The sequence below is a fragment of the Micromonospora sp. WMMD964 genome (genome assembly GCF_029581455.1).
Classification (GTDB): domain Bacteria; phylum Actinomycetota; class Actinomycetes; order Mycobacteriales; family Micromonosporaceae; genus Micromonospora.
Map to the genome: position 1 here is coordinate 5,391,761 of NZ_CP120860.1, position 13,334 is coordinate 5,405,094.

The window sequence follows — 13,334 nt, forward strand, 5'->3', positions numbered from 1 at the left end:
TATCACCAAAACCATGAGCGCCTATGCAAAACGACCGAATCTGCCATGTCCACATCGAGTCCTCGCGCCGCATGCGGCAGCCCTTGGAAGAACCGTCCGCAAGGATTTGTCAACCGCCGAATGACTTGAATCAGAACGCCTCTTGCCTGCCTCCGACCGACCTTCACGGCACGATGCCGACCCGACCGGCAGCCGATAGGCGACTTGAGAAAAAGCGCGTGGCCGAACAACCGGAGCGCCACCCCCGGCGAACCCAGCCCCGCTCGGGATGGCGCCGGCGGCGCAGTGACCGCCACCGTCGCGCGGCGACGTTCACCGGCCCGCGCGTTACGTCAGGCCCCGGCCAGTCGGACCAGGAACTGACAGCCCTCAGGGGTGTTGCGTACCTCGACCCGACCGCCGTGCGCCTCCACCAGGCCGTGGACGATGGCCAGGCCGAGCCCTCCGGAGGCTCCGCCGTCGCCGCGGCCCGGGGTGCGGGCCGGTTCACCGCGGAAGGCGATGTCGAACACCCGGGGAAGGTCACCCGGCGGGATGCCGCCACAGGTGTCGGCGACCGACAGCCAGGCGTCGTCCTCCTCGCGGCCGGCTTCGATGCGTACCGTGCCGTCCTCCGGGGTGTAGCGCACCGCGTTGAGCAGCAGGTTGGTCACCACGCGCGCCAACTCCGGCTCGCTCGCGGCGACCGTCGGCCACCCCGACTCGCTGGCGACCAGCTTGATCCGGCGGGCGTCGGCCAACGGGAACGTGGTGGCCAGCGCATCCGACACCACCTCGCCGAGCGGCACCGCCGTCAACGACAATCGCAGCGCCCCCGCGTTGATCCTGGACAGCTCGAACAGGTCGTCGACCAGTCGGGTCATCCGGTCGGTCTCCAGCCGGATCCGTCGGTGGTAGTCCTCGACCGTGTCCGGATCCCGGACCACCCGGTCCTCCAACGCCTCGGCCATGGCCCGGATGCCGGCGAGCGGCGTACGCAGGTCGTGGGAGACCCAGGCGACCAGGTCACGCCGCCCCTTCTCCAGGTGCCGTTCCCGCTCGCGGGCCTGGTCACGCCACACCGCCGCGCGTGCCAGTCGGCGACCGAAGTGCCCGCCGACGGCGAGGCTGACCACCGCAGCCGCCGAAACGGTGATCAGGACGACCTCGAGGTCGTGTGGGGAGAGGAACATCGCCTCCGCGACCGCCATCACCCCGACGGCGACGGCGACCACCGTGGTGGTGAGCAGCACGCTGAGGTGCACGGTGATCGACCTGCGCCGCAGCGCGCGGAGCAGGGCCGCGCCGACGAGGCCGATGCCCAGCGCCGCGCCGAGGGCGATCGCGAAGATCAGCAGCAGGTCACGCATGGGCCGGCTCGTAGCGGTAGCCGACGCCCCAGACGGTCACGATCCGCTGCGGATCGGCCGGGTCCGCCTCGATCTTCTCGCGCAGCCGGCGTACGTGCACGGTCACCGTCGAGTGGTCCCCGAAGTTCCATCCCCAGACCTGCTCCAGCAGCTCGGCGCGGCCGAACACCGTGGACGGGTGCCGCATGAGATGGACGAGCAGGTCGAATTCGCGCAGCGTCAGAGCCAGCTCCCGGCCGGCGAGGTGAGCGGTTCGGGAGGTGGTGTGCACCACCAGGCCGCCGTCGGCGAGCGCCTCCGGCCGTTCGGTCGTCGACCCGCCGGCGGCGCGACGGAGCACCGAACGGACCCGCAGCACCAGTTCCCGGGGGGAGAAGGGCTTGGTCAGGTAGTCGTCCGCGCCGAGCTGCAGACCGAGGATCCGGTCGGACTCGTCTCCGCGGGCGGTCAGCATGACGATCGGCACGCCGTCCGGCCGTACCCGCAGCTGCCGGCACACCTGCAGACCGCTGATCCGGGGCAGCATCAGGTCGAGCACGACCAGGTGCGGCGTCTCCCGCTCCACCGCCGCCAGCGCCTCCTCGCCATCCGCCGCCAGGCTCACCTGGAAGCCGTCGTTCTCCAGGTAACGGCGAATGACGTCACTCACGGTCTGGTCGTCGTCGACCACCAGCACCCGCTGTGTCACGTGCCTCCCCCGTTCCGGCGCGTCCCGTCCATCGACCCAGCGTAGCCACGCGCCGAGGCACGCCCCCACCACGCAGATCTTGTGAGGTTCTTACGGTTGCGCGCGCACCGCGACCCGCGCGTACCCGGGGTCATACGGTGACCGGAATGCGGATCCTTGTCACCGGTGCGGCCGGGTTCATCGGCTCACACGTCGCCGACCTGCTGATCGAACACGGGCACGAGGTGGTGGCCGTCGACGCGCTCCTGCCGGAGGCGCACGGTGCCGTCGCGCCGCCCTGGACCGATCGGCACGGTCTCGTGCTCGGCGACGTACGTGACGTCGACCTGCTGACCCGGCTACTGGCGGGGGTCGACGCGGTCTGCCATCAGGCGGCCATGGTCGGCCACGGCGTCGACCCGGCCGACGCCCCCCGGTACGCCGCGCACAACGACCTCGGCACGGCCACCCTCCTGGCGGCGATGCACGCCACCGGGGTACGCCGCCTCGTGCTGGCCAGCTCGATGGTGGTCTACGGCGAGGGCCGCTACCACTGCCCGACCCACGGAGTCGTCCGGCCCTCCGGCCGCCGGGCCGCCGACCTGGCCGAAGGCCGGTACGAGCCGACCTGCCCTCGCTGTGACCGGACGCTCTCCCCCGGTCTCGTTCCGGAGGACGCGCCGTTGGAACCGCACAGCACGTACGCCGCCACCAAACTGGCCCAGGAACACCTCGCCGGCGCGTGGGCCCGGCAGACCGGCGGATCGGTCTGGGCCCTGCGCTACCACAACGTGTACGGGCCACGGATGCCCCGCGACACCCCGTACGCCGGGGTCGCGTCGATCTTCCGGTCGGCGCTGGCGGCCGGGCGACCGCCCCGGGTCCTGGAGGACGGCCGGCAGCGGCGCGACTTCGTGCACGTGACGGACGTCGCCGCGGCGAACCTGCTGGCCCTGACGACACCGGCACCGGATCCGCTGAACCCGGTCAACGTCTGCTCGGGTGAACCGCACACCGTCGGCGAGCTGGCCCACGAGTTGGCCACGGCGATGGACGGGCCGCTGCCCGTCACGGTCGGGGGCGGGCGGGCGGCGGACGTGCGGCACGTCGTGGCCGACCCGGCCCGCGCCACCCGGCTGCTCGGTTTCACCGCCAGGATCGGTTTCGCCGCCGGCATCGCCGACTTCACCACCGCCGTGATGAGGGAACCGGCTACGGTCAGGACACCGTCCACAGTAGGTGGTTGACGGCGAGAGCCGTGCCGGCCTGAGCCGCCAACCACCACCGGCGGTGCCCGGCGGGCAGATGCGCGGTGGCGACCAGCAGCCAGACGGCGAACGGTAGCCAGATCCGCTCGACCTCGGCTTTGCTGAGCCCGGAGAGGTCCGCCGCGAGCACCGCCACCGCCGCCGCGACGGGCAGCCACACCGTGGGGCCCGCGCCGACGGCCCGCTCTCGAAGGGCCGCCGCGAACGACCGATGCGGCGGCCGGGCCGACCCGGCGGGCACCGCCCGCCGGATCGACAGGGACGCCACCGCCCGCCGTAGCGCCGGCCCCACCACCGGGCCGGCCGAGAGCAGCAGTGCGGCGAGGTTGGCCCAGACCCAGTAGCCGTACGGGCGATCCGCCGCCCAGCCCTGGTAGTAACGACGGGTCACCAACTGGTAGCCGTCCGGCCACCAGAAACCGGACGCCGTGAACGCGGCGACGACCACCGCGCCCGCCGTCGCCGCGACCAGGAGGACGGCGAGGCGGTCCCGCGCCCGGAGCAGCACCACGGTCAGCGCGAGCAGCCCGACCAGGACGAAGCCGTACGACAGGTAGAGCGCGAACCCGAGCAGCAACCCGCCGGGCACGGCAGCGGGTCGGCCGCCCACCGCCACCAGCGCCAGCCCGCCCGCGACCACCGCGGCGAAGATCCCGTCCGCCGACACCCCCACCCAGACCGCCCCCGGGAACAGGACCAGGAACGGCCAGACCGCCCGAGCCGCATCCGCTGCCCCGAGTGCCCGCAACGTCACCGGCACCGACACCGACACCGTGGCCCCGAGCAGCACACAGGCGAGCCCGGCGGCGGCCCCGCCGCCCAGGCCGATCCGGTCCAACCCGACGAAGAACAGCAGCGCACCCGGCGGGTGAGCGGCGGTGTGGGTCGACCACGAGTTCGGTTGGAAGTCGAGGATCCGGTCGGCGAAGCCGGACAGCATCAGGCCGACATCCGTCACCCGGGGCACCTCGTGCAGGTACTCGGCCTGCACGGTGAGCCGCTCGGTCACGCCGGCCGACCAGCCGTCCACCAGCGCCAGGGAGAGCGTCCAGAGCACCGAGGCGAGGTAGCCGACGACCAGCAGCCGCGGCCAGCGCGTGTCGGCTGCCCAGCGCGTACCGCGCCAGACGAACAGGGCCCCGACGAGCAGCGCGACCGGGGTGCCGAAGCCCAGATGGGGCCGCCAGGTGGCATAGAGCGGGGCGGCGTCGGCGTGCAGCCGCACGCCCCGGTGGTTGAGCAGTGCGCCGATGCCGACGGCGGCGGCGAGCACTGCCACCTCGACGCCGAGGACGATCAGGTCGGCGTACCGGGATCGTCCCGGCCGGGTCATCATGGTCATGGTGACGGCCGACGATACGACCCGCGACCAGGGCTTCGACAGCCGAACGACGGGGACGTCAGGGACTCGTAAGATCCGTTGCCGCGTAAGCGATTCGTAAGACGGCACGACGGTCCGGGTGGTCCGTCGCGGGCCTAGCGTCGCCGGTATGCGCACAACGATCGACGTGGTGCTGCCGTGTCTGGACGAGGCGGCCGCACTGCCTGCCGTACTGAGCGGGCTGCCGCCCGGCTACCGCGCCGTCGTGGTCGACAACGGCTCCACGGACGGCTCGCCGATGATCGCGGCCGAGCACGGGGCCCGGGTCGTCCACGAGCCACGACGCGGCTACGGCGCGGCGGTGCACGCCGGGCTGCTGGCGGCGGACGCCGAGTTGGTCTGCGTACTCGACGCGGACGGCTCGTTCGACCCGGCCGAGTTGCCGAGGCTCGTCGCGGCGGTGCTCGACGGTAGGGCGGATCTCGCCGTCGGGCGGCGTCGGCCGGTCTCGGCGGACGCCTGGCCGTGGCACGCCCGGACCGGAAACGCGGTGGTCGCCGCGCTGCTGCGCCGCCGTGGCGTACCTGTGTACGACGTCAGCCCGATCCGGGTGGCCCACCGCGCGGCGCTGTTGGGACTCGGCGTCGACGACCGCGCGTTCGGCTACCCGTTGGAACTGCTGCTCCGCGCGTCCCGGGCAGGCTGGCGGATCCTCGAACTGGACGTCGCCTACGCGCCCCGGGCCGCCGGCACCAGGTCGAAGGTCTCCGGGTCGGTCCGGGGCACGGTGCGGGCGGCCCGGGACTTCGCCGGAGTACTCCGCGCCGACGCCGGTGGTGGCCGGTGAACGTCCTGCTCGTGGTCGCCAAGGCACCGGTCCCAGGGCTGGCCAAGACGCGGCTCTGCCCGCCGGCGAGTCCCACCCAGGCCGCCCGGATCGCGGCGGCGGCGTTGTTGGACACCCTCGCGGCGGTGCGCGCCACCCCGTCGACGATCCCCGTGCTGGCGTACACCGGCCGGTTCGCCGATGCCGAGCACGCCGCGGAGCTGACCGCCGCGTTGGCGGGTTGGCATCTCCTTCCGCAGCGCGGTGACACGTTCGCCGACCGTCTGGCGAACGCGCACGCCGACACGGCCGTGGTTTTCCCCGGCCGCCCGGTGCTGCAGATCGGCATGGACACGCCGCAGATCCGCCCGGCCCTGCTCACCAGCGCGCTGGAACGGCTCGCCGACCACGAGGCGGTGTTCGGACCGGCGCTCGACGGCGGCTGGTGGGCGCTCGGGCTACGCGACCCGGCGGGCGCGCGGGTGTTACGCGACGTGCCCATGTCGTCCCAGGACACCGGTCGACGGACTCTCGCCGCGCTTCGCGACCACGGCACACACCCGGCGATCCTGCCCGTGCAACGGGACGTCGACGACTGGTCGACCGCGCTGGCGGTCGCCGTCGACCTGCCCGGCACCCGGTTCGCGGACGCCGTCGAGTCGGTCGGTGGCCACCTGACGAGCGGACGCCACCGGTGACCTCGACGATCACCCGTGACGGTTTCGACCTCGTCTGGGGCGGGCTCGACAGCCGGGCCACCGCCCAGGACGCCTGCGGCCCGCCACCTCCGGCCGACCACTGGCTCGTGCACACCGACGGGCGACGTGACCCGTTGCCGGTGCGGCGCTGGCACGGCCCACCCGAACCGGCGATCACGTCCATCGCCGCACGCTGCTCCGGCCCCACGATCGATCTCGGATGCGGCCCCGGCCGACTGACCAGGGCACTCGCCCAGCAGGGTCTCGTCGCGTTGGGAGTGGACATCTCCGCCGAGGCGGTACGGCTGACCCAGGGCCGAGGGGTGGTCGCCCTGCGACGCGACATCTTCGAACCACTCCCCGGCGAGGGCCGATGGGCACACGCCCTGCTCGTCGACGGCAACATCGGTATCGGCGGCGACCCGGTCCGACTGCTGCGCCGGTGCGGCGCGCTGCTCGCGGCGGACGGAACGCTCGTGGTCGAGGTCGAACCCCCGGGAGCCGGGCTGTGGCAGGGGCAGGCGTACGTGCTGTCCGGCTCCACCGGCGACGAAGCGCGACAGGGTCCGACGTTCCGCTGGGCGCGGGTCGGGGCGGAGGCGGTGGCCGACGCCGCTACCGCTGCCGGCCTGCGGGTCGCGACGACGTTCCGCCTCGGTCCGCGCTGGTTCGCCGAGTTGGTGAGCGCATGACCCGCCGCCCACGCGTCCCCGCCCCCGAGGACTTCACCGCGCCGTCGCACTCACCGCTGGTCGCCGCCCGGCTCGGTCTCTGGCTCGGGGTGGCGTTCGGGCTGTGCTTCGTCACCGGTGTCCTCAGCCACCTCATCCAGCACCCGCCCGGCTGGTTCACCTGGCCGAGCCGCCCGGTCAACCTCTACCGGATCACCCAGGGCACCCATGTGCTCTCCGGGATCGCCGCGATCCCGTTGCTGCTGGCCAAACTGTGGAGCGTCTACCCCCGGTTGTTCGTCCGTCCACCGGTGCGCCACCCGATCCGGCTGTCCGCACACGGCCTGGAACGGATCTCCGTCCTGGTCCTGGTCTGCGCCGCGTTCTTCGAGCTGGTCACCGGCCTGTTCAACGTCGCCCAGTCGTACCCGTGGGGGTTCTTCTTCCCGGCGGCGCACTACGCGGTCGCCTGGCTGCTGGCGGGCGGGGTGCTGCTGCACCTCGCGGTGAAACTGCCGATCGTCCGCGCGGCGCTGAGCACACCGCTGCGACGCGACGATCGAGACTCGTCCGGACGGCGGGCGTTCCTGCGGACGTCGGCGGGCGTCGCGGGCGTGGCGGTGCTGGCCACCGCCGGGGTGACCGTGCCGTGGTTGCGTCGGGTGTCTCCGCTGGCGTGGCGTTCGGCGGCCGGACCGCAGGGGGTACCGATCAACCGGACGGCGGCGGCCGCCCGCATCACCGTTCCGGCGGACTGGCGGCTGGAGATCGTCTGGGCGGGTGGAAGGGCCGTCTTCTCCCGCGCTGAACTGGCCGCCCTGCGCCAGCGGACGGCGAACCTGCCGATCGCCTGCGTCGAGGGCTGGAGCGCCTCCGCCGACTGGACCGGCGTACCCGTCGTCGACCTGCTGCGGCTCGTCGGCGCGCCGACCACCCGACCGGTGCGGGTCTCCTCACTGGAGACCGACGGCCTGTACGCCGCCAGCACCCTCCCGGCGACCCACGTCGCTGACCCGCTCACCCTGCTCGCGCTGAGGATCAACGGTGAGGAGCTGTCCCCGGACCACGGTTACCCCTGCCGCCTCATCGCCCCGAGTCGGCCGGGGGTGCTCCAGACCAAGTGGGTGGCCCGGTTGGAGGTGCTGCGGTGAGAGCGGTACGGCTGCTTCTGCTCGTGCTCGGTGTCGCGGCGACGGCGTACGGCGGTTGGCTGCTCCGAGGTCAACTCGACACCACAGTGCCGTGGCTGATCGGCGGGCCGGTGTTGCACGACCTCCTGGTGGCCCCGCTGGTCGGGCTGGCCGGGCTGGCGCTGGGCCGACTGGTGACGAACCGGCGGCGGCGGGCCTGGATCACCGCCGGGCTGGCGGCGAGCGCCACGTTGCTGCTGGTCGCGGTGCCACTGCTGTGGCGACCGCCGTCGGCACCGCCGAACCCGGGCCTACCGGACCGCGACTATCCGCTGGGCCTCACCGCCGGGCTGACCGTCCTCTGGGCCGTCGTCGCGATCGCGCTGGTCGTCGACACCATCGCCGATCACCGCGACCCGGCCCGGCGATCCGAGCAACCCGCAGACCACGCAGAACGGAGAAGTCCCCATGTCTGAACGAGGAGACGGTCGCCCGCCGGTCGGGGTGATCGGCGGGTCCGGATTCTACGAGTTCCTCGACGACGTCACCGAGGTCGCCGTCGACACTCCGTACGGACCGCCGAGCGACTCCCTCTCCATCGGGAGCCTCGCCGGGCGGACGGTGGCCTTCCTGCCCCGTCACGGTCGTCGGCACACCCTGCCCCCGCACCGCATCAACTACCGGGCCAACCTGTGGGCGTTGCGAGCAGTGGGCGTCCGCCAGGTGCTCGCACCGGGTGCCGTCGGTGGCCTGCGACCGGAGCTGGGCCCCGGCACGCTCGTCGTACCGGATCAACTGGTCGACCGGACCACCGGCCGCGAGCAGACCTACTACGACGGGAAGGTACGCCCGGACGGGCAGGTCCCCCGGGTCGTCCATGTGCCGTTCGCCGACCCCTACTGCCCGGTCGGGCGGGCCACGGTCCTCGACGCCGCCCGCGCCGACGGCTGGCAACCGGTCGACGGTGGGACGATGGTCGTCATCGAGGGCCCTCGGTTCTCCACCCGCGCCGAATCACTGTGGTACGGCCAGGCGGGCTGGTCGACGGTCGGCATGACCGGTCACCCCGAAGCGGTGCTGGCCCGCGAACTGGCGGTGTGCTACACCGCGCTGTCCCTGGTGACCGACCTCGACTCGGGTGTCGAGGTCGGTCACGGCGTGACCCAGCAGGAGGTGTTCACCGTCTTCGCCGGGAACATCGACCGCCTCCGTGTCCTGCTCGGCGACGCGGTGCAGGCGTTGCCACCGGACCAGGGAGACTGCCCGTGCGGGCACGCTCTGGCGGGTACGGACAGCGGCATCACGCTGCCATGACGCCGGCCGGTTGACGTCGTAAGGGTTCCGAAAGGGTTCGGGGCCGGTTCGACCGCGGTGGCCGCCATACGCTGTGCGGGTGGGTAAATGGATTCTCCGGTCGCGCCTGGCACGGGCCGGTATCGCCGCCGCTGTCGTCGTGGCCGTCTTGGGCCTCTACTGGTTCCAACCGTGGAAGCTGTTCACCGACACGTACGTCGACGACGCGCTGCCCCCCGCCGCGACGACACCGGTGACCTCCGCTCCCGCGTCGGCTCCGGCGTCGGCTTCCCCGAGCCCGGCGGCCACACCGGCGGCGAACGAGATCCTGGCCTCCGGCGATTTCGTCACCCACGAGCACGAGACGACCGGCAGCGCCGAGATCCGTCGGCTCGCCGACGGGCGTCACCAGCTCGTCATCCGCGACCTGAACACGTCGAACGGCCCGGACCTGCGGGTGTGGCTGACCGACCAGCCGGTCATCCGGGGCACGGCCGGCTGGAAGGTGTTCGACGACGGGAAGTGGGTCGAGCTGGCCCGGCTCAAGGGCAACAAGGGCAATCAGGTGTACGAGCTACCGGCGTCGGCTGATCCAGCCGACTTCCGCAGCGTCTCCATCTGGTGCAAGCGATTCGCGGTCTCCTTCGGCGCGGCCGATCTCACGACCACCTGACCAGGGCCTATGCCTGCCACTCCTCGGCGGGCGTGAGCGGGACCGGCGCGGGCCGCCGCGCCGTCGTCGTCAGCTCGATCCGCCGGCCCTCGGCTGCCGAGCGGAGCAGGGTGGTCATCGTTTCGAGCACGTGCAACGCGACGTCACCACCGGCCCGCGGCGGACGCTGACCGTCGGCCCGGACCAGGTCGATCAGACCGACGCCGCGCGAGCTTCCGGCGTAACCGGCCCGCGGTTCGAGGACCCGCCATTCGTCGCCGCCGAGCGCGAAGAGTCGGACGTCCCCGTCGAAGTAGTTCGGGTCGGGTACGGCGAGCGTGCCGGTCTCCCCGTGCACCTCGATCGGAGCGGCGGTCGTCGTGACGCCGTCGAAGCTGGTGGTGATCGTGGACAGAGCGCCGTTGACGTGTTCGAGCACGCCTGTCACGTGGCTGTCCACCTCGACCGGGATCCGCTGACCGGCGCGCGGGCCGGAGCCGATGACGCGTTCGGCGCGCAGGCGGCTGGCGGCTCCGGTCACCGCGCGAACCGGCCCGAGCAGGTGGACGAGCGCGGAGATGTAGTACGGACCCATGTCCAGCAGCGGGCCCCCACCCGGGGCGTAGTAGAAGTCGGGGTGGGGATGCCAACGCTCGTGCCCCGCCGTGACCATGACCGCCGAGGCGGACATCGGTCGCCCGATGAGGCCGCCGTCGATCGCCGCCCGGGCCGTCTGCGTACCCGTGCCCAGGACGGTGTCCGGCGCACACCCGACGAGGACGCCCGCCGACGCGGCCCGCTCCACGATCGAGCGGCCGTCCTCCAGGGTCACCGCGAGCGGCTTCTCGACGTACACGTTCTTGCCCGCGTCGATCGCGGCGAGCGAGAGGTCGGCGTGGGCGGCGGGGATCGTGAGGTTGAGCACCGTCTGCACGTCCGGGCGGGCGAGCAGGCTCTCGACGCTCACCGCCTCGGCGTCGGGAATCTTGGCTGCGGCCTCGGCCGACCGGGTGGCGTCGAGGTCGGCCAGCGCGACGATGCTCACCGCGGGGTGGTTCGCCAGGGTGTCCAGGTACGCGCGGGAGATGACTCCGAGACCTACGATGCCGACGCGGTGCGAGTCGCCCACAGCATCCCCCTCTCGATCACGGTACGGACGCTCGGGTGCTCCAGCACGTCGACGCTGTGCCCCGGGGTCGTCACCACGACGCGCCCGGCACCCCACTGTCGGGTCCAGATCGCCGGTGACGTGACCGGCCGGTGCCACGGGTGCCACTCCCGGGTGGGGTGGGTGGTGACGGCCAGTACGTCGATCAGGTCGTCGTGCAGCACCCAGTACTGCTCGGTGACCAGGTCGAAGTCCTCGATCCCCGTGGTGACCGGGTGCTCCCGGCCGAGGTCCGTGACGTGCACGGTGTGCGGCAGGAAGTTGTCCTCCGCCGCACCGTGCCGCTCGCACGGCTCCTTGCCCGGGTGCGTCGCGAACTGACCGCCCACCAGGTGCAGGTAGTCCGACGACGCGCGGAACGAGTCGACGATGCCACCGTGCCACCCGGTGAAGCCCGTGCCGGCGACGACCGCGGCGCTCAGGCCCGCCACCTCGGCCGAGGTGATCTGCGACATCGTCACGCACTGCACGACCAGGTCGGTGTCGGCCATCTCGGCCGCGTCGGCGTAGGCCTCCGTCGACTCCTCGACCCGTACGGCATAGCCGCTGCCTTCGAGGAAGGGGATGAACAGCTCCGTCGCCTCGACCGGCTGGTGCCCCTCCCATCCGCCTCGAACCACCAGTGCCTTCGGCTGGGTCACCCGCGCTCCCTCCCACGATCCGTCGCCACCGGACTGACGGTTCCCGCCGCGGCGGGGTGCCACCGACACCGGTGCTTGTCGATCACCGAAACCGTACTAGGTCGGCGGCGGACCCGGCACCGGTCGGGTCGCGGGGCGGTCGCTCAGACGGCGGTACGCGACCACTGCTGGTTGGCGCCGCTGTTGCAGGTGTACTGCTTGAGGACCACGCCGTCCGCGGTCGACGCCGCCGGAACGTCCACGCACTTGCCGCTGTGCCGGGCCCGGAGTTGGAAGTAACCACCGTTGGTGACCATCTGGAACTGCTGGTTGGTGCCGGTGCCGCAGGTGTACTGGATGAGTTCGGCGCCGTCGGCCGTCGACACGTTCACCACGTCGAGGCACTTGCCGCTGTGCCGGCTGACGATGCGCCAGTAGCCGCTGCCGGCGTCCTGGAACTGCCACTGCTGCCACGCGCTGCCGCCGTAGGTGTACTGGCCGACGCGTGCGCCGTTGTCGGTGTTGGGCTGCTGCACGTCCATGGCCTTGCCGCTGTGCCGCACGGTGACCCGGTAGAACGTCCCCGTCGCCGGTGGAGGCGTCGTGGGGTCGGTCCCGACGATGTCGCCCCACGCGTACCGGATCCGGTCGGCGCCGGAGGTGTTGCGAATGCTCAGGTCGAGGTTCGTGCCGCTGCCACCCAGGGAGAACATCGAGTACCAGTCGTAACCGATGGTGCCCGGCTTGCCGCCGAGGGCGGGCCAGTACGTGCCGCCCATCTGGTTGTCGCGCATGACCTGCGCCATGGCCCGGATGTGGCGGACGAAGTTGTCGGTGCTGTTCGCGTCGGCGTAGTTGCGGCCGTCGTTCATGGGCGCACCGAACTCGGTCGCGACCGCCCGGGAGGCGCAGTTGCCGAGCCGGGTCTGGATGTGGCTGCGGAAGGCGTCGTAGGTCATCGCGCCGTAGAAGAAGGCGTAGTGGTGGAAGGACAGCAGTGTCGAGGTGAAGCGGGTGTCGTTGCAGATGTCCCGCAGGTCCTGGCTGAAGCCGGTACCGCCGATGAGCACCCGGCCGGGCACCGCCGAGTAGTGGTAGCTGAGCCAGTTCGCCGCCACGTTGCGCCACTCCGCAGAGCTGTAACCATGCGGCTCGTTCATCGGCTCGAAGTAGACGTTGGCGTTCCCGCCGTACGTGTTGGTCACCGTGGACCACATCGCGTTCCAGGCGGCGAGGTTCGTGATCCTGCCGCCGGAGGCGGCACCGTCCTCCCAGTACGCCAGGATCACCTTGAAGCCCCGCGCGGTGGCCGCGTCGATGGCCCCCCGGTACGCCTCCCACCAGGCCGTCCCCACGGTGTGGGTGTTGATGGGCAGCCGGACGGTGTTGACGCCCATGGTGGCGGCCATGTCGTCGTAGAGGGCGTTCGCCTTCGCCCGCACCGTCGCGTTGCTGTCCGACGAGCTGAGGCCCTGCACGACGAGCGGGCCGGTGCTGAAGTTGTCGCCCAGCACCGCCCAGTTCATGCCGCGGAACTGGTTGGTGGCGGCGGTGGCCGGCGACGACGCGACGACGATGACGCCGGCCATCGCGGTCAGCGCGGTCACCACCGTGATCAGCAGCCGGCGCAGTCTCCGCCTACTCCACGACGCGTTTGTGTTCATGAGATGT

14 protein-coding genes are annotated in these 13,334 nt (G+C 72.1%); 8 read left to right on the forward strand and 6 right to left on the reverse strand.

Features of this window, described 5'->3' with window-relative positions; all coding sequences use genetic code 11:
- Positions 1-332: 332 nt before the first annotated feature.
- Complete coding sequence (locus O7616_RS24595; protein ID WP_282304168.1) at positions 333-1,349, reverse strand: HAMP domain-containing sensor histidine kinase; 1,017 nt, start codon at positions 1,347-1,349, stop codon at positions 333-335.
- Positions 1,342-2,037 (reverse strand): response regulator transcription factor, encoded by a 696-nt coding sequence (locus tag O7616_RS24600; protein ID WP_282304169.1) that lies wholly within the window; start codon positions 2,035-2,037, stop codon positions 1,342-1,344. The genes O7616_RS24595 and O7616_RS24600 overlap by 8 nt, the downstream gene beginning before the upstream one ends.
- Before the next feature lie 146 nt (positions 2,038-2,183).
- Between O7616_RS24600 and O7616_RS24605 the strand changes: the two genes are divergently transcribed.
- On the forward strand, positions 2,184-3,263 hold the full coding sequence (locus tag O7616_RS24605) for an NAD-dependent epimerase/dehydratase family protein (protein ID WP_282304170.1): 1,080 nt from the start codon (positions 2,184-2,186) through the stop codon (positions 3,261-3,263).
- On the opposite strand, the gene O7616_RS24610 is transcribed toward O7616_RS24605, so the two are convergent.
- On the reverse strand, positions 3,235-4,626 hold the full coding sequence (locus tag O7616_RS24610) for a hypothetical protein (protein ID WP_282304171.1): 1,392 nt from the start codon (positions 4,624-4,626) through the stop codon (positions 3,235-3,237). The genes O7616_RS24605 and O7616_RS24610 overlap by 29 nt on opposite strands.
- A 148-nt stretch (positions 4,627-4,774) precedes the next feature.
- Between O7616_RS24610 and O7616_RS24615 the strand changes: the two genes are divergently transcribed.
- The 7 genes from O7616_RS24615 to O7616_RS24645 all read left to right on the forward strand — a co-directional run bounded on the left by O7616_RS24615 (position 4,775) and on the right by O7616_RS24645 (position 9,896).
- Positions 4,775-5,452, forward strand: coding sequence for a glycosyltransferase family 2 protein (locus O7616_RS24615; protein ID WP_282304172.1), 678 nt, complete (start codon positions 4,775-4,777; stop codon positions 5,450-5,452).
- Positions 5,449-6,129 (forward strand): DUF2064 domain-containing protein, encoded by a 681-nt coding sequence (locus O7616_RS24620; protein ID WP_282304173.1) that lies wholly within the window; start codon positions 5,449-5,451, stop codon positions 6,127-6,129. The genes O7616_RS24615 and O7616_RS24620 overlap by 4 nt, the downstream gene beginning before the upstream one ends.
- A 134-nt stretch (positions 6,130-6,263) precedes the next feature.
- Positions 6,264-6,821, forward strand: a complete 558-nt coding sequence (locus tag O7616_RS24625; RefSeq protein ID WP_282264867.1) for a methyltransferase domain-containing protein — start codon at positions 6,264-6,266, stop codon at positions 6,819-6,821.
- Entirely contained in the window at positions 6,818-7,951 is a 1,134-nt protein-coding gene (locus tag O7616_RS24630) for a molybdopterin-dependent oxidoreductase (protein ID WP_282304174.1), read from the forward strand. Before O7616_RS24625 ends, O7616_RS24630 begins: the two co-directional genes overlap by 4 nt.
- Positions 7,948-8,406, forward strand: coding sequence for a hypothetical protein (locus O7616_RS24635; RefSeq protein WP_282304175.1), 459 nt, complete (start codon positions 7,948-7,950; stop codon positions 8,404-8,406). Before O7616_RS24630 ends, O7616_RS24635 begins: the two co-directional genes overlap by 4 nt.
- On the forward strand, positions 8,399-9,244 hold the full coding sequence (locus O7616_RS24640; RefSeq protein WP_282304176.1) for an S-methyl-5'-thioadenosine phosphorylase: 846 nt from the start codon (positions 8,399-8,401) through the stop codon (positions 9,242-9,244). Before O7616_RS24635 ends, O7616_RS24640 begins: the two co-directional genes overlap by 8 nt.
- A gap of 91 nt (positions 9,245-9,335) precedes the next feature.
- Positions 9,336-9,896 carry a DM13 domain-containing protein gene (locus O7616_RS24645; RefSeq protein WP_282307712.1) on the forward strand — a complete coding sequence of 187 codons (561 nt, stop codon included), beginning with the start codon at positions 9,336-9,338 and terminating at the stop codon, positions 9,894-9,896.
- A 7-nt stretch (positions 9,897-9,903) separates the two neighbouring features.
- On the opposite strand, the gene O7616_RS24650 is transcribed toward O7616_RS24645, so the two are convergent.
- From O7616_RS24650 to O7616_RS24660, 3 genes are all read right to left on the reverse strand, one after another.
- Complete coding sequence (locus O7616_RS24650; RefSeq protein WP_282304177.1) at positions 9,904-11,004, reverse strand: Gfo/Idh/MocA family oxidoreductase; 1,101 nt, start codon at positions 11,002-11,004, stop codon at positions 9,904-9,906.
- Positions 10,974-11,684, reverse strand: a complete 711-nt coding sequence (locus O7616_RS24655) for a ThuA domain-containing protein (RefSeq protein WP_282304178.1) — start codon at positions 11,682-11,684, stop codon at positions 10,974-10,976. The genes O7616_RS24650 and O7616_RS24655 overlap by 31 nt, the downstream gene beginning before the upstream one ends.
- Positions 11,685-11,827: 143 nt before the next feature.
- Positions 11,828-13,327 (reverse strand): RICIN domain-containing protein, encoded by a 1,500-nt coding sequence (locus O7616_RS24660; protein ID WP_282304179.1) that lies wholly within the window; start codon positions 13,325-13,327, stop codon positions 11,828-11,830.
- Between the last annotated feature and the right edge of the window lie 7 nt (positions 13,328-13,334).

What these genes read in the sequence shown, in the direction of transcription:
- O7616_RS24595 (WP_282304168.1), bottom strand. Translation starts at nt 1,349, where the DNA reads ATGCGTGACCTGCTGCTGATCTTCGCGATCGCCCTCGGCGCGGCGCTG.
- O7616_RS24605 (WP_282304170.1), top strand. Translation starts at nt 2,184, where the DNA reads ATGCGGATCCTTGTCACCGGTGCGGCCGGGTTCATCGGCTCACACGTC.
- O7616_RS24610 (WP_282304171.1), bottom strand. Translation starts at nt 4,626, where the DNA reads ATGACCATGATGACCCGGCCGGGACGATCCCGGTACGCCGACCTGATC.
- O7616_RS24615 (WP_282304172.1), top strand. Translation starts at nt 4,775, where the DNA reads ATGCGCACAACGATCGACGTGGTGCTGCCGTGTCTGGACGAGGCGGCC.
- O7616_RS24630 (WP_282304174.1), top strand. Translation starts at nt 6,818, where the DNA reads ATGACCCGCCGCCCACGCGTCCCCGCCCCCGAGGACTTCACCGCGCCG.
- O7616_RS24640 (WP_282304176.1), top strand. Translation starts at nt 8,399, where the DNA reads ATGTCTGAACGAGGAGACGGTCGCCCGCCGGTCGGGGTGATCGGCGGG.
- O7616_RS24660 (WP_282304179.1), bottom strand. Translation starts at nt 13,327, where the DNA reads ATGAACACAAACGCGTCGTGGAGTAGGCGGAGACTGCGCCGGCTGCTG.